The 18708-nt window shown below is 70.3% G+C and carries 20 protein-coding genes; 6 read left to right on the top strand and 14 right to left on the bottom strand.

All coding sequences use genetic code 11. The features are described 5' to 3' along the window. Position 1: 1 nt before the first annotated feature. The 4 genes from U5K29_02745 to U5K29_02730 all read right to left on the bottom strand — a co-directional run bounded on the left by U5K29_02745 (position 2) and on the right by U5K29_02730 (position 2331). Positions 2 to 904, bottom strand: a complete 903-nt coding sequence (locus U5K29_02745; GenBank protein ID MDZ7677453.1) for a cytochrome c biogenesis CcdA family protein — start codon at positions 902 to 904, stop codon at positions 2 to 4. Then, the gene (locus tag U5K29_02740; GenBank protein ID MDZ7677452.1) at positions 901 to 1569 is read right to left on the bottom strand and encodes a TlpA disulfide reductase family protein; all 669 of its coding nucleotides are present in this window, start codon (positions 1567 to 1569) and stop codon (positions 901 to 903) included. The genes U5K29_02745 and U5K29_02740 overlap by 4 nt, the downstream gene beginning before the upstream one ends. Positions 1570 to 1619: 50 nt before the next feature. After that, positions 1620 to 1976, bottom strand: coding sequence for a WhiB family transcriptional regulator (locus U5K29_02735; GenBank protein MDZ7677451.1), 357 nt, complete (start codon positions 1974 to 1976; stop codon positions 1620 to 1622). A 136-nt stretch (positions 1977 to 2112) separates the two neighbouring features. Beyond that, positions 2113 to 2331: a hypothetical protein gene (locus U5K29_02730; protein MDZ7677450.1), complete on the bottom strand. Its 219-nt coding sequence runs from the start codon at positions 2329 to 2331 to the stop codon at positions 2113 to 2115. Between the two features lie 137 nt (positions 2332 to 2468). Here U5K29_02730 and U5K29_02725 point away from each other — a divergent pair, with 137 nt between their 5' ends. Then, complete coding sequence (locus U5K29_02725) at positions 2469 to 3266, top strand: thioesterase (GenBank protein MDZ7677449.1); 798 nt, start codon at positions 2469 to 2471, stop codon at positions 3264 to 3266. A 10-nt stretch (positions 3267 to 3276) separates the two neighbouring features. Here U5K29_02725 and U5K29_02720 read toward each other — a convergent pair whose 3' ends face one another. The 3 genes from U5K29_02720 to orn form a co-directional block, all read right to left on the bottom strand. Then, complete coding sequence (locus U5K29_02720; protein ID MDZ7677448.1) at positions 3277 to 3681, bottom strand: hypothetical protein; 405 nt, start codon at positions 3679 to 3681, stop codon at positions 3277 to 3279. 333 nt (positions 3682 to 4014) lie between these two features. After that, the gene (locus U5K29_02715) at positions 4015 to 5220 is read right to left on the bottom strand and encodes an MBL fold metallo-hydrolase (GenBank protein ID MDZ7677447.1); all 1206 of its coding nucleotides are present in this window, start codon (positions 5218 to 5220) and stop codon (positions 4015 to 4017) included. Positions 5221 to 5231: 11 nt separating this feature from the next. Further along, entirely contained in the window at positions 5232 to 5819 is a 588-nt protein-coding gene (orn, locus tag U5K29_02710) for an oligoribonuclease (protein MDZ7677446.1), read from the bottom strand. Between the two features lie 34 nt (positions 5820 to 5853). Between orn and dut the strand changes: the two genes are divergently transcribed. After that, positions 5854 to 6294 carry a dUTP diphosphatase gene (gene dut / locus U5K29_02705; protein ID MDZ7677445.1) on the top strand — a complete coding sequence of 147 codons (441 nt, stop codon included), beginning with the start codon at positions 5854 to 5856 and terminating at the stop codon, positions 6292 to 6294. Between the two features lie 22 nt (positions 6295 to 6316). Here dut and U5K29_02700 read toward each other — a convergent pair whose 3' ends face one another. Next, the gene (locus U5K29_02700) at positions 6317 to 6721 is read right to left on the bottom strand and encodes a hypothetical protein (GenBank protein MDZ7677444.1); all 405 of its coding nucleotides are present in this window, start codon (positions 6719 to 6721) and stop codon (positions 6317 to 6319) included. A gap of 43 nt (positions 6722 to 6764) precedes the next feature. On the opposite strand from U5K29_02700, the gene U5K29_02695 reads away from it, so the two are divergent. From U5K29_02695 to U5K29_02685, 3 genes are all read left to right on the top strand, one after another. After that, positions 6765 to 7796 (top strand): cyclase family protein, encoded by a 1032-nt coding sequence (locus tag U5K29_02695; GenBank protein ID MDZ7677443.1) that lies wholly within the window; start codon positions 6765 to 6767, stop codon positions 7794 to 7796. Beyond that, positions 7793 to 9463, top strand: coding sequence for a DEAD/DEAH box helicase (locus U5K29_02690; protein MDZ7677442.1), 1671 nt, complete (start codon positions 7793 to 7795; stop codon positions 9461 to 9463). The genes U5K29_02695 and U5K29_02690 overlap by 4 nt, the downstream gene beginning before the upstream one ends. 93 nt (positions 9464 to 9556) lie before the next feature. Further along, complete coding sequence (locus tag U5K29_02685) at positions 9557 to 10414, top strand: hypothetical protein (GenBank protein MDZ7677441.1); 858 nt, start codon at positions 9557 to 9559, stop codon at positions 10412 to 10414. A 32-nt stretch (positions 10415 to 10446) separates the two neighbouring features. Here the strand turns inward: U5K29_02685 and U5K29_02680 are convergent, their stop codons facing one another. Further along, on the bottom strand, positions 10447 to 11286 hold the full coding sequence (locus U5K29_02680) for a hypothetical protein (protein MDZ7677440.1): 840 nt from the start codon (positions 11284 to 11286) through the stop codon (positions 10447 to 10449). A gap of 68 nt (positions 11287 to 11354) precedes the next feature. On the opposite strand from U5K29_02680, the gene U5K29_02675 reads away from it, so the two are divergent. Continuing rightward, a complete protein-coding gene (locus U5K29_02675; protein ID MDZ7677439.1) occupies positions 11355 to 13442 on the top strand; it encodes a S9 family peptidase in 2088 nt (695 codons plus the stop codon). Here U5K29_02675 and U5K29_02670 read toward each other — a convergent pair. The 5 genes from U5K29_02670 to U5K29_02650 all read right to left on the bottom strand — a co-directional run bounded on the left by U5K29_02670 (position 13423) and on the right by U5K29_02650 (position 18602). Then, complete coding sequence (locus U5K29_02670; protein MDZ7677438.1) at positions 13423 to 13638, bottom strand: CopG family transcriptional regulator; 216 nt, start codon at positions 13636 to 13638, stop codon at positions 13423 to 13425. The genes U5K29_02675 and U5K29_02670 overlap by 20 nt on opposite strands. A gap of 26 nt (positions 13639 to 13664) precedes the next feature. Then, positions 13665 to 14882, bottom strand: coding sequence for a DUF222 domain-containing protein (locus tag U5K29_02665; GenBank protein ID MDZ7677437.1), 1218 nt, complete (start codon positions 14880 to 14882; stop codon positions 13665 to 13667). Between the two features lie 407 nt (positions 14883 to 15289). Further along, positions 15290 to 16843 carry an AMP-binding protein gene (locus U5K29_02660; protein ID MDZ7677436.1) on the bottom strand — a complete coding sequence of 518 codons (1554 nt, stop codon included), beginning with the start codon at positions 16841 to 16843 and terminating at the stop codon, positions 15290 to 15292. Then, positions 16840 to 18030 (bottom strand): thiolase family protein, encoded by a 1191-nt coding sequence (locus U5K29_02655; protein MDZ7677435.1) that lies wholly within the window; start codon positions 18028 to 18030, stop codon positions 16840 to 16842. The genes U5K29_02660 and U5K29_02655 overlap by 4 nt, the downstream gene beginning before the upstream one ends. Beyond that, on the bottom strand, positions 18027 to 18602 hold the full coding sequence (locus U5K29_02650) for a carboxymuconolactone decarboxylase family protein (protein ID MDZ7677434.1): 576 nt from the start codon (positions 18600 to 18602) through the stop codon (positions 18027 to 18029). The genes U5K29_02655 and U5K29_02650 overlap by 4 nt, the downstream gene beginning before the upstream one ends. Positions 18603 to 18708 lie beyond the last annotated feature (106 nt).

Below are 18708 nucleotides of genomic sequence, written 5' to 3'. Positions count from 1 at the left end.
CCTACCTCACCGGGCGCGTCGGCGCCGGCTCGCTCGGTGTCTCGGTTGGTGTCTCGCTGCTGTCGCGGCTGGTGAACACGAGGATGAGCACGATGACGACCGCGGCCGCGAGCACCACGCCGATGCGGGTGGCGCCGATCGAGCTCACCCAGTTGGTGACGCTGGCGCTGGCGCTGGTGACCACGTCGACCGGACCCGACGGTGGGAGGTTGCGGGGGTCGGTGTACACCCGGTGCTCCCAGTAGCCGTAGTAGGCGAGGTAGACGCCGGCCAGGACGAGCAGGCCGCCCGAGACCCGGTTGATGTGGGGCTGGGCCCGCCGGAGCCGGGTGACCAGCGCGCCCCGCGCCCCGGCCAGGGCCATGGTGATCGCGCCGAGCAGCAGTCCCATGCCGGCGGCGTAGGTGAGGAACACCGCCACCCCGGAGGTGAGGCTGTTGGAGCCGAAGGTGCGGGTCATGATCGGCAGGAAGATCGGCAGCGTGCACGACAGCGAGGCCACCGCGTAGGACACGCCGAACAGGAACATCGACGGCAGCTCGCGGCTGGAGCCTCCGACCGACAGCCGGGGCAGCCGCAGCGAGAGCTGGAAGCCGCGGAGCATGGCGATGCCGAGCACGACGATGGCGACGCCGATGGCCATGGTGACCCACGGGAGCTGGCGGTTGATCGACAGCGACAGCTGGGTGATGGCCAGGCCGATGATCCCGAACACGGCGACGAACCCGGTGGTGACCGCCAGGGCGACCCCGAGGGCCCGCACCATGCTGGCCCGGCTGTCGGTCGGCGCGCCCTCGAGGCCGAGGAAGTAGGAGAGGTAGGCGGGGAGCAGGGCGAAGCCGCAAGGGTTGACCGCGGCGACCATGCCGACGGTGAAGGCGTAGGCGAAGTCGGCCTCGATCACGGCGCGACCACCCCGAACAGGGACTCGAGCCGGTCGCGGAGCTCGTCGGCGGTGAGGGCGCCGCCGTGCACGTCGACGACGGTGCCCGCGGCGTCGATGAAGACCGTGGTGGGCATGGCGACGGCGCCGAAGGCGGCGAAGACCGATCCGTCGGGGTCGCGCCCGGTGTCGTAGGTGATGCCGGTGCGCTCGATGAGGTCGAGCCCGTCCTCGCTGCGGTGGTCGGTGCTGATGCCGAGGAACGCCACGTCGGTGCCGACCTGTTGGTGCACGTCTTCGAAGTCGGGCATCTCGGCGACGCACGGCGGGCACCAGGCGGCGAAGAAGTTGACCACCAGCGGCCGGCCCACGTAGCTGCCGGTGTTGGCCTCGTCGCCGTCGAAGGTCTCGTAGTCGACCGCGACCGGTGCGCCGATGACCTCTTCGGCGGGGTCGCCGTCGGCGGGGGTCAGCTCGATCGGGGGGTTCGAGGCGTCCTGGCCGATCGTGTCGGGCTCGTCGTCGGTGCCGAGCAGCACCAGGACCCCCGCGGTGGCCGCGACGACGAGGGCGACGAGGGTGGCCGCCATGAGGTGTCGGACCGGGATGCCGGCGATGACGCGGGGCCGGTGGGCCTCGTCGCCAGGTGCGGTGTCAGGGTCGGGGCTGTCGGCAGGGTCGTTCACCGAGGCTCCACGGTACCGGGGCGCCGTTGGCGGGTCCCGTCGGGGTTCGTTCAGGCGCTCTGGAGGTGCTCGGGGATCGGCACCACGGGGAGCTGGTCCTCGGGGCGTGGGACCTTCGGTGGACGTCCCCGGCGCCGCTTGGTGGCCAGGATGCGACCGTTCAGGAACAGCTGGCCGCCCCAGACGCCCCATGGTTCGCGCCGGTCCAGGGCGCCCTCGAGGCACTGGGCGATGACCGGGCACTCCGAGCAGATGGTCTTGGCCCGGGCGATGTCCTGCAGCTCCTCGGAGAAGAACAGGTGGCCGAGCGATCCGTCACCGAAGCGGCACCGGGCGTCGGCCCACCAGGCGGCGGACTCGTCGGGAAGGCCGGGTTGTAAGTCGTCGAGGGTGGGTTCGGTGGTCATGTCGGTCCCCGGGGGATGCGTGGTGGTCGTGGGCGATGCTGCTGGGGTGGTCACGTCGGCGGCGGTGGAAAAGCAGAACGGCCGCCGGGTGAACCCGGCGGCCGTTCGGAGTGCTGCTCCTCGTGTGAGTGGTGACTCAGGGCGAGGACTCCTTCGGCCGCCAGGCCTTGTGCGCGGTGACGGTGGCAAAGATCGAGTCGTGAATGATCGACACGCGGTTGCCGGCACGCCACCCGCACGGGTACATACCGAGGTCGAGGCCACCGTTGGCACCGGCAGCGGCACCGGCGCGGCGACGCGCGACGCCGACGGGAGCCATGCGGCCTGCCGTGTGTGCGTCGAGCATCTGCTTCATCGTCGGTCCTCGGTGTTCGATCCTGGTCGAGACCAGTCGCGCAGCTCTGTGCGCCGAAGGTTCACGAAACCACGTCGCGGCGTGAGCGTCAATCGATTATTTCCGATCGGTGGACGAGGCCGGTAGCGTGCCGGGCGATGGAGACCCCCTTGGCCCCTCCGATCGGTCCTCCCGACGCCGACGATCAGGTGGTGCCGCTGCCGGCCAGTGGCCGCATCTTCGGCCACGATCGCAGGGTCCGCCTGGGAGATGTCTCACCCAACGGCCGGCTCCGTCTCGATGCGCTGGCCCGCTTCGTCCAGGACGTGTCCAACGACGACACCGTCGACGCCGGTCTGGCCGACGACATGGCGTGGGTGGTGCGGCGCACGGTGGTCGAGGTCCACGCCGAGGCCCGGTTGCGTGAGGATCTGGAGCTGGCGACGTTCTGTGGCGGCATCGGTGGCCGGTGGGCCGAGCGCCGGGTGTCGGTGCGTGGAGACCAGGGGGCCCACATCGAGACGGCCACGGTGTGGGTGCACCTCGACATGGCCACCGGTCGCCCGGTGGTGCTGCCCGAGCAGTTCCACGAGCTGTATGCCGAGGCGGCGGCCGGTCGCCGGGTGCGGGCCAAGCTGCGGCACGGCTCGCCCCCGCCCGGTCACCCCGGCGTCACCCGTGTGCCGTGGCCGCTGCGCTTCGTCGACTTCGATGTGATGGACCACGTCAACAATGCGGTGGCGTGGGCGGCGCTGGAGGAGGTGCGGGCCGGCCGGCGACACCTGCGGGCCCCGGTGCGGGCCGAGGTCGAGTACCGCGACGCCATCGAGCGCGACGACGCGGTGGAGCTGTTGGCCCAGGACCACGACGGCGGTGGCCTGTCGACGTGGTTGGTCGACGCCTCCGACCATGGCCGGGTGTTCACCAGCGGACGGGTGCTCACCCTGGCCGGATGATCCGGGGGGTTCAGCCGGCGCTGGTGCGGGTCATGCCGCGGATGAGGGCCAGCACCCCGATCGAGAAGAGGTGCCAGGGGCCCGTGGCGTCGTCGGGGACGCCGTCGGGGCTGTCGTGGTCGTCGGGCACCGCGTTCGGGTCGACCAGGCCCCGCAGGCAGAGCCCCTCGCCGAGGGCGATCGCCGACACGACGAGGTCCTTGATCGTGTGCGGTGGCACCATCTCGACGCCGAAGTGGTCGAACAGCTTGGTGTAGAGCTCGACGTGGTCGTCGGTGATCCGCTGGTAGCTCTCGCGACCGACGTCGATGAGCTCGGGCATGGAGGTGGTGGCCGCGAGCAGGCCGAGGTAGAGCGCGAACTCGGCGGGATCGGAGAGCAACTCGAAATCGGCTGCGGTGGCGGTCTGGATCATCCGCTCGAGGCTCCCGCCGTCGGTGGCGAGGGCGCTGGCCGCTGCGGTGTGGGCCAGCGCCGGGTTCGGAGATCAGCCGTTCCATGGCGTAGAGCGCGAGGTCGTGGTGGAAGCGGTCCTGGCCACCCATGCCGTCCTTGGTGCGCGAGCCGTTCCAGATCTGGTAGGCGGCTCCGGTGGTGAGCTCCACCCGCTTGGTCACATCGGCGACCCGCACCCCCCAGCCCACGTCGAGGCCCTGTTCGAGCATCATCTCGAACGCGGCCTCGAGGAGGATCTGGCGGGTGGTGTCCTTGTCTCGCCGTTGGGGGCTCACGTCGGCTCCTCGGGAGCTCAGTCGATGAGGTAGAGCAGGTCGGCCCCGTCGTCGCGCACCTTGGCCTCGCCGGTGAGCCGGAGGTGCTCGAGGTGGGCGTAGGTCTCGCTGTCGGCCATCTGACCCTGCGATCGGGGCGGGAACAGGTGGTCGGAGTACTGGGGGACCGTGGCCCACCCGTGCTCGGCGGAGGCGTCGCGAAGCTTCTGGAGCCGTTCCTCGTGGTGCTGGCGGATGGCGGTGGTCCGCTCGGCGAGGTTGGCGAACTCGAGGCCGTGGGCGGGCAGGACCGTTGCCGTGCCGTCGAGCTCGGCGACGCGCTCGAGGGAGCGGAAGAACTCGTGGAGGGGGTCGACGATGGGCCCGACCCCGGAGATGTGGGGGGTGATGGTGGGCAGCACGTGGTCGCCCGAGATGAGGATGCCGGCTTCGGGGTCGTAGAGGCACAGGTGGTCGTTGGTGTGGCCGGGGGTGTGCAACGACACCCACGACCTGCCGCCGAGCTCGAGCCGGTCGGCGTCTTCGACCCGGTGGGTGGGGCGCGGAACCGCACCCATGCGACCGCCCGCGAAGCGCATCATCCGGTACTGGAGGCGACGCCGCAGCGGTGGACGGCCGGGGCCACGGGGCCCGCCACGCAGACGTCCGGAGGTCTGCGCGCCCGAGATGGTGCCCCACGGCATGGGGCCGCCCCACGGTCCTCGGGCGGGGCCGGATCCTCCCACCGACTCGGTGTAGGTGCCGGTCTCGGCGTTCTTGGGTTCGGCGTCGTCGAGGCTGATCCCGTCGGGTTCCTCGTCGGGGTCGAAGAAGGTGCGGAAGTTGCGGTGGGTGATGACCCGGGCCTCGTTGCGGTCGAGCAGACGGCCGGCCTGTCCGAAGTGGTCGGGATGCGAGTGGGTGACGACCACGGTGTGGATCCGCTTGATCGGGACGTCGGCGCGGGCGAGGCGGGCCTTGAGCTGCTTCCACGACTGGGGACCGGGCAGACCCGGATCGACGACGGTCACGCCCCGTTCGTCGGGTAGCACGTAGCAGTTGACGTGTCCGAGACCCGGGAGGCTGATGGGCAGCTGCACCCGGATGATGCCGGGTGCCATCTCGACCGGCTCGTCCTGGGCCGGCTGGCGTTCCTCGCGCACCGACGTCGGCGAGGGCGGTCCCGCGTAGCGCTCATCGCTGCCGTGGCGGTGCCCGTGTGCGTGATGGTGAGGTGCCCCCATGAATGCCGATGCTAGGCGGGAGGGGGGCTGGTTCCCTCATCGGTGGCGGCCGGTTCGCCCTGTTCGGGTGCGACGAAGAGGTGCTCGCGGTAGTGCACGAGTTCGCCGATGCTCTCGCGGATATCGTCGAGCGCCCGGTGGCTGGTGGCCTTGTCGGGGGCCTTGCGGTGGATGCTGGGGTTCCACCGGCGGGCCAGCTCCTTGACGGTGGAGACGTCGACCGAGCGGTAGTGGAGGAACTCCTCGATCTCGGGGAGGTAGATGGCGAGGAAGCGGCGGTCGGTGCCGATGGAGTTGCCGCAGAGGGGCACGCTGCGGGGCTCGTCGATGTTGGCCTTGAGGAAGTCGAGGGTGGCGGCGCCGGCGTCGGCGAGGGAGATGGTCGAGGCCTTGATCTGTTCGAGCAGCCCACTGCGCTGGTGCATGTTGCGCACGTAGTCGTCCATGCGGGCGAGCTCGTCGTCGGTGGCGTGGACGACGAGGTCGGGGCCTTCGGCGACGATGTTGAGGTCGTCGTCGGTGAGGAGGGTGGCGATCTCGACGATGACGTGGCGTGCGGGGTCGAGTCCGGTCATCTCGAGGTCCATCCAGGCGAGCATCACCGCGAGGGTAGTGGCCGGTAGCGTTGCGTCGATGATTCAGGTTCCGGTCGTACGTCTCGACCCCGAGCTCACCCTCCCGGCCTACGCCCACGACGGCGACGCCGGGCTCGACCTCTACGCCCGCGAAGACGCGGTGGTGGCCGCCGGTGGTGGCCGGACGTTGATGCCGACGGGGGTGGCCATCGCCTTGCCGCAGGGCTATGCGGGGTTCGTGCTCCCCCGCAGCGGGCTGGCGTTGCGACACGGGATCACTGTGGCCAACGCGCCGGGCCTCATCGACTGCGGCTACCGGGGCGAGCTCCAGGTGGTGCTGCTCAACACCGACCCGGCCACCGACTTCCACGTGGTGCGTGGCCACCGCATCGCCCAGCTGGTGGTGCAGGCGGTCGAGGAGGTGGGCTGGGTGCCGGTGGCCGAGCTGCCCACCGACTCGGTCCGCGGCGAAGGCGGGTTCGGCCACTCCGGCCGCTGACGGTGCCGGTCCGGCGGTCGGGCTAGTCGTCGGTGGCGGTGCGGTGCTTCTTGGTGAAGGTGACCTGTCCGGCCGCCTCGTCGGTGTCCCAGGTGTCGACCAGCTCGGCGATGAGGGTCTCGAACCGTTCGCGCTCGGGGTTGTCGGGGGTCGTGGGGAAGCTCGCGGTGGCGGTCAGGGCCAGCAATCCGGGTTCGGTGCCGTAGCGGATGGTGATCCGGCCGTCGGGTCGGTCCGATCCGAGGAGGAAGATGAGGACCTCGTCGACCGCGAGGCGGAGGTCTTCGATCTCGCGGTAGGTGAAGCCGAGCCGCAGCGCCAGCGCCGCAACACCGATGCGGGCGATGCGGGCGTACTCGTGGCGCGCCGGAAGTGACAGGCGCACGTGATCGTCGCGTGGTGGGGCTGTTGGTGTGCTGTCGCTCACTGCTGGTGGTCCACGGCCATTTCTCCCAGCGTAGAGTCGCCGCATGGGTGACCGGATCGATATGCCGTGGACGGGCCAGCGCGAACCTCGTCGCGCCGCCGACAGCGCGCTGCCCAACTATGCCGATCTGCCCGCGGTGGACGGCGCGCCCGACGGTTCGTCGTGGGGGATGTGGGGCGACGGTGACCGGCTGGGGTGCCTCAACCTGTTGACCCACGAGCGCACGGTGGCGGCGTCGTCGCTGGTGGAGCGGGGTGAGGTGTTCGCCCTCAACGCCGATCTGGCGACCCCTGGTCCTCCGCTGTTCGGCCGGGCGGCGTTCCGCCACGAGGTCACCGGGGTCGACGACGGTCCCGGCCACGACGACGTGCTGCACGGCTGGAACACCCAGGGGTCGTCGCAGTGGGACGGGTTCCGCCATGTGCGTCACCCCGTGCACGGCTGGTACGGCGGCGCTCCCGAGGGGTTCCTCGGTGTCGATGCGTGGGCCGAACGGGGCCTGGTCGGTCGGGCGATCCTGGCCGACGTGGCCCGCTGGCGTGAGGATCAGGGACGCCCGTTGGCGATGGACGAGTCCGAGCCCATCAGCGCCGACGAGCTGATGGCGACCCTCGATGCCCAGGGGACGGTGCCCGAGGTGGGCGACGTGCTGCTGGTTCGCACCGGCTGGCTGGGGTGGTACGAGGGCCTCGATCAGGCTCGACGCGACGAGCTCGCCCAGGGGCACCGCAACCCCGGGCTGTCCCCCGAGGAGCGCACGGCCGAGTGCCTGTGGGACCTGCACGTGGCGGCGGTGGCGGCCGACAACCCGGCGCTGGAGGTGTGGCCGCCGGGCTCGGTGCACCCGGCCGACGAGCTGGCGGCCATCCGCGACGACCCCGCCCGCCGGCCCGAGATCTTCGTGCACCAGCGTCTGCTGCCGTTGCTCGGCATCCCCATCGGCGAGCTGTTCGTGCTCGATCCGCTGGCCGACGACTGCGTCGCCGAGCGCAGCTGGGAGGGGTTCTTCACCTCCGCCCCACTCAACCTGCGTCTCGGCGTGGCCAGCCCTCCCAACGCGGTGGTGATCCGGTGACGACCGGTCCTCTCACGACCGGCCCGTCCGATCCGGCCCCCGGCTTCGCCGAGCTCGGGTTGCGGCCCGAGATCCTCGACGCGCTCGCGGGGCTCGGCTACGAGGAGCCGACGCCGATCCAGCGTGAGGCCATCCCGGTCCTGCTGTCGGGCCGCGACCTCCTCGGTGGCGCGGCCACCGGCACCGGCAAGACCGCGGCCTTCGCCCTGCCGATCCTCGAGCAGCTGCCCCCGACGGGCGGACCGGTCGAGCTGGTGGCGATGGTGCTGGTGCCGACCCGCGAGCTGGCGGTGCAGGTGTCGGAGGCGATCTACAAGTACGGCCGCCAGCTCGGCGCCCAGGTCATGCCGGTGTACGGGGGCCAGCCCATCGGGCGCCAGATGGCGGCGCTCAACCGGGGCATGCACGTGGTGGTGGCCACCCCGGGCCGGGTGCTCGATCACCTCCAGCGGGGGAGCCTCTCGCTGGACACGCTGAAGGTGCTGGTGCTCGACGAGGCCGACGAGATGCTCGACATGGGTTTTGCCGACGAGCTCGACGCCATCCTCGCGGCGACGCCCACCGAGCGGCAGACGGTGCTGTTCTCGGCCACCCTGCCGCCTCGGATCGCGTCGATCGCCAGGCGGCACCTGCGCGACCCGGAGCGCATCCAGATCGACTCCACGCCGAGCGACGGTGACGACGCCCCCCTGGTCACCCAGCGGGCGTTCGTGGTGACCCGTGACCACAAGGCGGCGGCGCTGGGGCGGATCCTCGACGTCGAGTCGCCCACCGCGGCCATCGTGTTCTGCCGGACCCGCACCGAGGTCGACGAGCTGACCGAGACCCTCAACGGGCGGGGATATCGGGCCGAGGCGCTGCACGGCGGGATGGACCAGGCCCAGCGCGACCGGGTGATGAACCGGTTGCGGACCGGCACCGCCGATCTCATCGTGGCCACCGATGTGGCGGCCCGGGGCCTCGACATCGATCAGCTCACCCACGTGGTGAACTACGACGTCCCCGCGTCGGTCGATGCCTACGTGCACCGCATCGGCCGGGTCGGCCGCGCGGGCCGTGAGGGGGTGGCCATCACCCTGGCCGAGCCCCGCGAGCGTCGCCAGCTCCAGACCATCGAGCACCGCACCAGACAGACCATCCACCACGAGAAGGTGCCGACGGTCGCCGCGCTGCGGGCCCGGCAGATGGAGCGGACGATCGAGATGCTGCAGGATCGGCTGCCCGACGACGACCTCGACCGGTTCCGGGTCGTGGTCGAGACCCTGACCGACGACCACGATGTGATGGACGTGGCGCTGGCGGCGGTGAAGCTGATCCACGAGACGTCGGGCGCCGTCGACGACGAGGTCGAGATCCCCGAAGCCCACGCCGCCCCTCCTCGGCCGGGCAAGCGTGCCCAGCCCCAGCGTGGTCCGTCGCCGGGCACGGTCGGCCTCTACATCGGGCTGGGGCGCAGCTCCGGGGTACGTCCGGGCGACCTGGTCGGGGCGATCGCCAACGAGACCAGCCTGGGTGGCCGCGACATCGGCAACATCCGCATCACCGAACGCTTCGCCATCGTCGAGGTGCCCGAGGCCGCGGCCGACGAGGTCATCGCCGCGCTGGGCCGAACCACGATCAGGGGCCGCCGGGCCCAGGTCCGCCGCGACCGCGACCAGCAGCGGTAGGGATTGAGCGCTGTGCCTGAGCTGCCACCAGATCGCCAAGACCGACGAGCTCGGCCGGCTGTGAGCAGCGTCAGGAGGTGGATCAAGGGTTCGGTGAAACGATCGATCCGAACACTGGGCTACGAGGTTCGCCGCTCGCAGCTGCAACCGGTCCGAGACCTCAGCGATCTCGGGAACGATCCGATCACCGCGCAGTACCTTTGTGACCCAGCCCGGATCGATGCACCGATAGTCGACGGGCGGGGCCTCTGGTTCCATCCACTCACGGCCGAAAAGCACCCGTTCGTGGCTACAGCGCTCGAGCTCGCAGTTGGCAGGAATTTCGAGGGTCAGCCACGACGATGCCTGGACACGTTCTACGCCATGAGCCAGCCGGCGTCCTTCGCTGAGTGGACGGGAGTTGGTGAATCGAATCCGACTCTGGCGCAGACACCAGCGTGGGGCATTGCCATGCCCTGGGTGATGGACCGCTCCGTAGCTGAGCAGCAGTACGTCATGGCCGGCGTCTATTGGCGCGAGGCCTCACTTGCCGGGCAGGCGTTGCCGATCAGCGAGTTCTATCCGCTGGCTGGTCCTCTGTCGGAACAGGGCATACAGATCGAGTTGGACAGGTTGGCTTCCATTGTTGAGAGTCTCCAGACAAGCGGCTACGTGAACACCGATGCCGACGATGGGGACATCGAGGCGTGGTGGCTCACGACCTCCGGCCGTGACTGGACCTGGTGCATCGGCGTTGGGCAGCATCGGGCGGCTGCTGTCGCGGCGCTGGGAGCGGAGCATGTGCCGGTGCGGGTTCGCGGTATCGTGCGTCGGTCCGACGCGCGAGCCTGGCCGGGTGTGGTTCGGGGATACTTCACCGTTGCTGAAGCGGAGGCCCTGTTCGACCTGATCGTGTCGGGGGAGCTACCACCCCTCGCCCGGCAGTGGGCCGACACCTTCCAGGCACCCTGAATCCGCTCTCGCCGCGCTGGGCCGAACCACGATCAGGGGCCGCCGGGTCCAGGTCCGCCGCGACCGCGACCAACAGCGGTAGCGATGCGCGGGTGGGTCCCGATCCGGTTGCGCAGGTAGCGACTGGCCTTGCGCAACCAGCGGGCGATCAGTGCTCGGTTGGTCCGGGGGATGCCGGGCTTGCGGGCGTTCTTCAGCTGTCTCGTGAGGAAGATGTCGGATCGGAAGGGGAGCTGCCACCCGAGCTGTCGGTGGTACCGGAGCATGGTTCCCGGGTGTTCCCGAGCCTGTAGCTTGAACAACTCATCGGTGACGAGGTCGACCTCGAGGAACGCAGCGAGCAGTTCGGGGATGCTCGACACGCGGACCGCCACCACATGGGATCCCCAGGCGAGCTCGGTCGTGAACTCCTGGCGTGGCTCGCGACGGCGTCGCCAGGCCGCGCCACCGTGCTTGATCGTGTACCGGACCGCCGCGCCCACGATCGCCATCACGAGGTCGCCGGGGGTGGGTTGGAAGGGAGTGACGCGTCCGAGCTGCACCAGCATGCACTCGTCGGGCACCTGATCGAGCACCCGGTCGACGCGCCGGCGGAACCGTGGCGCGAGCAGCGTGTCGTCTTCGAGGAGCACCAGCCACTCGTGCTCGCTGCCGGGTCCTCCTTCGATCAGGTCACGCAACATCGAGACCCAGGTGGCGTTGAGGCCGAGCTCGCCGAGCTCCAGTTCGGAGCCGGGGAGCACCTTGCGGCCTTGCTCAGGTCCGAGCGCCTCGATCCGGCGGACATCGAGCCGGTGCAATCGTGCTTGCAGCTCGATCGATCGCCGCCGACCGGTCCGCTCGGGAAGGTTGAGGTAGACGTAGCTCGTCATGGCGGGGTCACCGTAGTTGAGGGCGAGGGAGGTGCCGGGCCCTACCGTGTGGTTCTGTGGCTCAGAGGATGAACGCACCGATCCCGGACTCCCGCCCGGTTGCCCGCGCCCATCACGGCGACGAGGTCGTCGATCCGTATGCCTGGCTGCGCGACCGCGACGATCCGGCGGTGGTCGCCCACCTCGAGGCCGAGAACGCCCACACCGAGGCGGCGATGGCCCACACGGGCGAGCTGCAGCAGCGGCTGTTCGACGAGATCCGGTCGCGGGTGCAGGAGACCGATCTGTCGGTGCCGGTCCACTCGAAGGGGTGGTGGTACTTCGGGCGCACGACCGAAGGCAGCCAGTACGGCCGGCACTGCCGGGTTCCGGCGGCGAGCGAGCGGTTGACCCTCGACGATCCGCCGCCGGCGATCGAGCCCGGTGTGGCCTGGCCGGGCGAGCAGGTCCTGTTGGACGAGAACGAGCTGGCGGGCGACAGCGACTACTTCGCCCTCGGTGCCTTCGACCTGAGCCTGGACCACCGGTGGCTCGCCTACGCGACCGACCACGACGGGTCGGAGAAGTACACGCTGCGGGTGCGCGACCTCACCACCGGCGACGACCTGCCCGACGAGGTCCCCGAGGTCACCTATGGCACGGCGTGGTCCGACGACGCCACCGTGCTGTTCTATGTGAAGCCCGACGCGGCGATGCGACCCCACCAGGTGTGGCGTCACGTGATCGGAACCCCGGCGAGCGACGACGTGCTGGTGCTCGACGAGCCCGACGAACACTTCTTCGTCTCGCTCGGACGCACCAAGGACGACCGGTTCATCGTGGTGCACCTGGGTTCGAAGGTGACCGACGAGGCCTGGGTGCTGGCCGGCGACGATCCCCACGGCGAGCTCCGGGTGGTGGCGCCCCGCGAGCACCGCGTGGAGTACTCGGTCGACCACCACGGCGACCGGTTCGTGATCCTCACCAACGCCGGCGATGCCGAGAACTTCTGTGTGGTGACCGCGCCCGACGACGGGGTCGGGAGGGACAGCTGGGAGGTGCTGGTCCCCCACGACCCCGACGTGAAGCTCGAGGGCCTCGACACCTTCGCCGACCACCTGGTGCTGCACGAGCGTGCCGGTGGGTTGACCCGGATCCGGGTGCGGCGCTTCTCCGACGGGACCGAGCACGTCATCGACCAGCCCGAGGCGGTGGGCACCGTGTCGGGGGCGGCCAACGCCGAGTTCGACACCACGGTGCTGCGCTACGGCTACACGTCGCTGGTGACGCCGTCGTCGATCTTCGATGTCGATCTGGTGACCGGCGAGCGGGTGCTGCGCAAGCAACAGCCGGTGCTGGGTGGCTACGACCCCGCCGACTACGCGACCGAGCGACTGTGGGCGACCGCCGCCGACGGCGTGGAGGTGCCGATCTCGCTCGTCCATCGCCGCGACCGTGCCACCGACCGCCCGGGTCCGGCGGTGCTCTACGGCTACGGCTCCTATGAGATGAGCATGGACCCGTGGTTCTCGTCGGCGCGGTTGAGCCTGCTCGACCGTGGGTTCGTGTTCGCCATCGCCCACGTACGTGGGGGCGGTGAGATGGGCCGGCGCTGGTACCTCGACGGCAAGGAGCTGGCCAAGCGCAACACCTTCGGTGACTTCGTCGCCGCGGCCCGTCACCTCGTCGAGGTGGGCCTGACCACGCCCGGCCAGCTCGGCATCCGGGGCGGGTCGGCCGGCGGCCTGCTCGTTGGCGCGGTGCTGAACCTGGCGCCCGACCTGTGCGGGGCGGCGGTGGCCGAGGTGCCTTTCGTCGACACGCTCAACACGATCCTCGACCCGACGCTGCCGCTGACCGTCACCGAGTGGGAGGAGTGGGGCGACCCGCTCCACGACCCCGACGTGTACGAGTACATGAAGTCGTACGCCCCCTACGAGAACGTGGCCCCGGTGGCCTATCCCGCCGTGCTCGCCACCGCGGGGCTGAACGATCCCCGGGTGTCGTACTGGGAGCCGGCCAAGTGGGTCGCCCGCCTGCGCGAGGTCACCACGGGCGACCGGCCCATCCTGCTCAAGACCGAGATGGGGGCCGGCCACGGCGGCCCGTCCGGCCGCTACGACGCCTGGCGCGACGAGGCGCTGGTGCTGGCGTTCCTCATCGACCAGCTGGCCTGACGCTGGACAGGAGCTCGTCGGCGCGCTCGGCGATCGGTTCACCGTCGATGAGGCCGAATCGAGGTGCCGGCCGGGTCACCAGCGCGGCGATCGCGTGGCGGATCACCTCGGCCTCGGACACGCCGCGACGCGTCGCCTCGCGTTCGACCGCGGCTTTGAGGTCGTCCGGGAGGTAGACGGTGGTCTTCTTGCCCATGTCATTCACCGTACCCTCGGTGGTCTTCATGGCGAACGACTTCGACGGGCCCGGGTGGCTGTTTGGCGGACGTGGTCGTCGAGTGGTTGGGGTCGGCTGGTGAGGCGGCGCCGCCCGCCGGGGCTGACGAAGGTGAGCTCGCCGTCGGGGTCGCCCTCGACGTTCCAGCCGCCTTCGTGGACCAGGCGGTGGTGGTACCAGCACAGGCCGCAGAGGTTGTCGGCGTTGGTCTCGCCGTCGTTGGTCCAGTGGACGATGTGGTGGATCTGGCGGATCTTGCGTTCGCAGCCGGGGAACCGGCAGGTGAGGTCGCGGGCGCCGATGTGGCGGGCCAACCAGGCGGGGATCTGCTGGCTGGCACGGGCGATGCCGACGGTGTCGCCGTCGGGGCCGTGCAACGCGACCTCGACCCGGGCGTGGCACAACGACCGCAACAGGCTGGTCTGGCAGATGGCGACGTCGGCGAGGAACCCGTTGCCTGCGACCTCGCCGTCGACGACCTTGGCGTCGGCGTGGATCACGACCGTGGCGCGGTCGGGGTCGGGATCGGCGCTGATGGCGCGGGTGGCGAGGTCGTGCAGGGCGTCGGCGCGGCGTCGACCGATCCGGTCCCACTCCCCCGTCGTCGGGTTGGGTCCGGCTCGCTCGGCGTGGCGGTCGATGGCGGCGTTGATGGCGGCGCCCTGGTCGAACGGCAGGAACCCCCGGTAGGTGAACCCGCCGCGACGGTGGTCGCGTCGCCACGACAGCTCGCGGTTGGCGTGCGCCTCGTTGGCCTCGGCGTCGGGGATGGGGCGCCGCTGGCGGGCCATGAGCGCGATCTGGTTCGCCGACAAGCCGGGGAGGGACGCGGCGAGCTCGTCGTCGTCGACGCTGGAGGCGAACTTGGTGGCGTGGCGCACCTGGTCCCACGACAGCGCACCCGCGGCGTAGGTGGCCCGCAGCGCCGGGAGGTCCTGGAGCGCGTCGGCGACCCGCACCCACTCGCGTGCGGTGGGGTTCGCCACCCCGACCTGGCCGATCAGCCACGGCACGACTCCGGTCGCGCCGTCGTCGACCCAGTCGCCGGCGACATCGGCAGCGCAGACCACGTCGAGCAGCTCGGCGTGGGTCGCGGCCAACAGGGCGGACAGCTGCGAGATCGTCTCGGCCCGACCAGCCGGCGACTGCTCCAGATACGCGGCGGCGTTCGCCGACACCACCCGCTCACCCTCGTTGGATTCGCAGATCCTGGGATCACCCATCGGGACGACTCCGCGCTCGACCGGACAAGAGGGAGCCTCGCCACCACCCGGCCCACATGGCCGGACGGGTCAGCTCCGATGGGGAAGTCCCACCACCATATCGAACACCAGTTCGAGTGTCAAGCCGATCGGGCAGGTTGTTTCGCGGCTCTGGCAGGATGCGGTCATGTCGAGCAACGGTCTGGCCCTGTCGGGGACGGGCGCCTACGTCACCGGCGGGGGCAGTTGCTTTGCGGCCGCCAGGGCCGCCGACGGCGCTGCGGTCATCCCTGCGTCACCGGCCACATCCGCGCCCCCCACATTGCCTGTCAGACCCCTATCCCCACCGGGCCACCTTCAGATTCGCATCACGACCACTTCCGCAAACGCGCCCACCCGACGACCCTTGGACTCCTGGAACGCATGGGCTAGTGGACGCCTCGGTCCTCGCCGGTCCAGTGCCGGTTGCGTAGCGCCTTTTTGTCAGGTTTGCCCAAGGCGGTGACCGCGATGGTGTCGACAACATGGATCGCCTTCGGCGCATGGACCGGTCCTTTGCGTTCCCGGACCAGGGCCCGTAGCGCCTCGACGTCGATGGTTTCACCCGGTCGTGAGGTGACGTAGGCGACGACTGCCTCGCCCCAGTGATCGTCGGGCACGCCGATCACCGCCGCTGTGGCCACCGAGGCATGGGTGGCCAGGACGTCCTCCACCTCGCGCGGGTAGACGTTGAAGCCGCCGGTCACGATCATGTCCTTCGCCCGGTCGACGATCGTCAGATACCCGTCCTCGTCGGCGACGGCGATGTCTCCCGTGTGGAGCCACCCGCCTTGTAGCGCCTCGGCCGTGGCCTCCTCGTTGTCGAGGTAACCGTCCATGACGAGCGGGCCCCGCACGCAGATCTCGCCTGGCGTTCCCCGCGCGACCTCGTTTCCGGCCGGGTCGAGCAGCACCACGTCGAGGCCGGCGAGCGGCTTCCCGCACGATGCCAGCCGGGCGGGATCGTCGGCGCGATGCTCGGTGGTACGCAGAGCGGTGATGGTGTTGGGCGCCTCGACCTGTCCGTACAGTTGCATCAATACGGGTCCGAAGCGAGCCATCGCCTCGGCCAGCCGGGCCGGTGCCGCTGGCGCTGCTCCGTAGATGATGTGCTGGAGGCTCGACAGGTCCCTCCGGTCGATGTCCGGGTGGTCGAGCAATGCGTAGAGCATGGTCGGTACCACGAACGTCGCAGTGATGTCGTTCTCCTCCACGGCTGCGAGGACCGCTCGGGCATCGAACCCGTCGTGGATGTGCACTTGGCCGCCGCGTAGGAGCACCGGGACGACCATGGCCCCGGTGGCGTGGGTGAGGGGTGCGATGGCGAGGAATCGCACCACCCGCGGCCAGTCCCATTCACCGACCATGAGCATCGCCGACCAAGCGAGCGCTCGGTGGGACCGAACGACGCCCTTCGGGCGGCCGGTCGTGCCGCCGCTGAAGGAGATCGACGCCTCGGCATCCACGCCGACTTCGGTCACGCTCAGCTCGGCATCGGGGAGTGCGGTTAGGTCGTCACCCGTGCCGCCGGGGCCGAGGTCGACGACGCGATGCACGGCCCCAGAGGCGACAAGCTCGGCGGCCCGATCCCCGAATCGCTGCGGGTCGACGACCAAGGCATCCGCTCCAAGACGCTCGAGTGCCACGCGGTGGTCGTCCGCCGATCCGAGTGGGTGCAATCCGGTGAAGGTGCAACCCGCCATGACCGCGCCGAGCTGGGCCGCGACGTAGTGAGCGCTGTTGGGGCTGAGTAGTGCGATACGGCTGCCTGGGCCGAGACCGAGGTCACGGTAAAGATCGGCCGCGGCCCCGACCCGGCGAGCTAGAGAGCGCCCGGTCCAGCGAAGGTCGCCGTCCACCACCGCGAGCCGTTCTGGGTTCCGCTGCAGCGCGGTCGCGGCAAGACGCTGGAAGCCGACATCGGCATGGCCCGCCGCGGTCATGTCGCTGACTCCACGACCATCGCGATGCCCTGGCCGACCCCGATGCACAGCGCGGCGAGCCCGTACCGGCCCTTGCGGCGGCGCAGCTCGTGCACCAGCGTTGTGAGGATGCGAGCGCCCGAGCAGCCCAGCGGATGCCCGAGTGCGATGGCCGCACCGTTCACGTTGACGCGCTCGGGGTCGAGGTCAGGCCATTCGTCGAGGCACGCCAGCACCTGCGCAGCGAAGGCTTCGTTGAGCTCCACCAGATCGATGTCCTTCCAGGTGAGCCCGGCGCGGGCGAGCGCCGCTGTCGCGGCGCCGACCGGTCCGGTGGCGAACAGGTGTGGGTCTGTTCCGATGACGGCGGTGGCCGCGATCCTTGCCATCGGTCGGGCCGCCGAACGTCGCACGCCTTCGTCGCTGGCCAGGAGCAGGGCAGCGGCACCATCGCTGAGAGGGCATGCGTTTCCTGCGGTGACGGTGCCACCGGGACGGAAGGCCGGTGGCAGGGCCGAGAGGCGACTCAACGCGGCGTCCTCTCGGACCGATTCGTCGCCACCGCAGGAGAAGCCGGGGACCGCGATCACCTCGTCGTCGAAGCGGCCACCGGTCCAGGCGGCCGATGCTCGTTGGTGACTCCTCAGCGCCCACTCGTCCTGGGACTCTCGGCTCAGGCCCTTGCGTTCGGCGACGATCTCGGCGCCTTCGCCGAGGGAGACGGTCCACTGCTCGGGATGGCGGGGGTTGACCATGCGCCAGCCGAGTGTCGTCGAGTGCAGGGTGGCGTCGGCGCGACCGTGACCATGGTCCGGTCGCAGCAGCACCCACGGCGCCCGCGTCATCGACTCGACGCCACCACCGATGCAGACGTTGGCGTCCCCGATGGCGATCGCCCGGTGGGCCTGAACGACCGCCTCGAGCCCAGATCCGCAGAGGCGGTTGACGGTTGTCCCGGGAACCGTCGTGGGGAAGCCGGCGAGGAGGGATGCCATACGAGCCACGTTGCGGTTGTCCTCGCCCGCACCGTTGGCGTCGCCGAGTATGACGTCGTCGACGGTGCTTGGATCGAGGCCCGGGTTGCGGGCAGCGAGCGCCGCGAGCGGTGCGGCGGCGAGGTCGTCCGGCCTGACGTCGGCGAGCTGCCCACCGTGTCGGCCGATCGGTGTGCGTACGGCGTCGACGATCCAGCTCCCAGCCACGATCACGGTCCCTCCGGAGGACCGAACGTGGCATCCACGCCGGCTTCGACCTCCAGGCCGAGCGCGTTGCCGAGGTAGGCGATCAGGTGGAACCAGCCGACCACAACGACGGCTTCGATCGCCCCTGGCGGGCTCACCGCCTCGCACAGTCGGTCCCAGGTGCCGGCCGCGACCGTGGAGGCGTCGTGGAGCTCGTCGGCCACCTGCAACAGGACAAGGTCCTCGGGGGTCTCCGCCGAGGTCGGTCCCTCCCATGCGAGCCGAATGTCCTTCATCGTGAGGCCGCGCTCGCGGGCTCGCCGTCGGTGGTGGGCCCATTCATAGGTCGCGCTGCATCGACGCGCGGTCCGGAGGACGAGCACTTCCCGCTGGCGTACGGTGAGCTCGCTGTCGGGCATCCGTCCCAAGCTGAGACCGAGGATCCGGCGGAGCACTTCGGGGTGGTTTGCCAGCACGGCGTGGAAGTCAGGCACCACCGCGAGCCCGGATCGCTCGATGCCGCCGCGGAGCAGCTCCGCGACGTCGTCGTCGTGGGGGCGCGTGACCGGTTCGATGCGCCGGGTCCTTTTCAAGTCCATACGCCGATGTTATAACTTCTGCCACGGACCACAAGGACCAGGGAGATGACATGCGAGCAGCGCGAAGGATTCTGTTGGCGTTGACTGTTGTTGTGTCCGTCGTCGG

The organism is Acidimicrobiales bacterium (assembly GCA_034521975.1).
Lineage (GTDB): Bacteria > Actinomycetota > Acidimicrobiia > Acidimicrobiales > SKKL01 > SKKL01.
The sequence above is the reverse complement of the archived record's forward strand: the minus strand, read 5'-3'. Positions and strand labels throughout refer to the sequence as shown.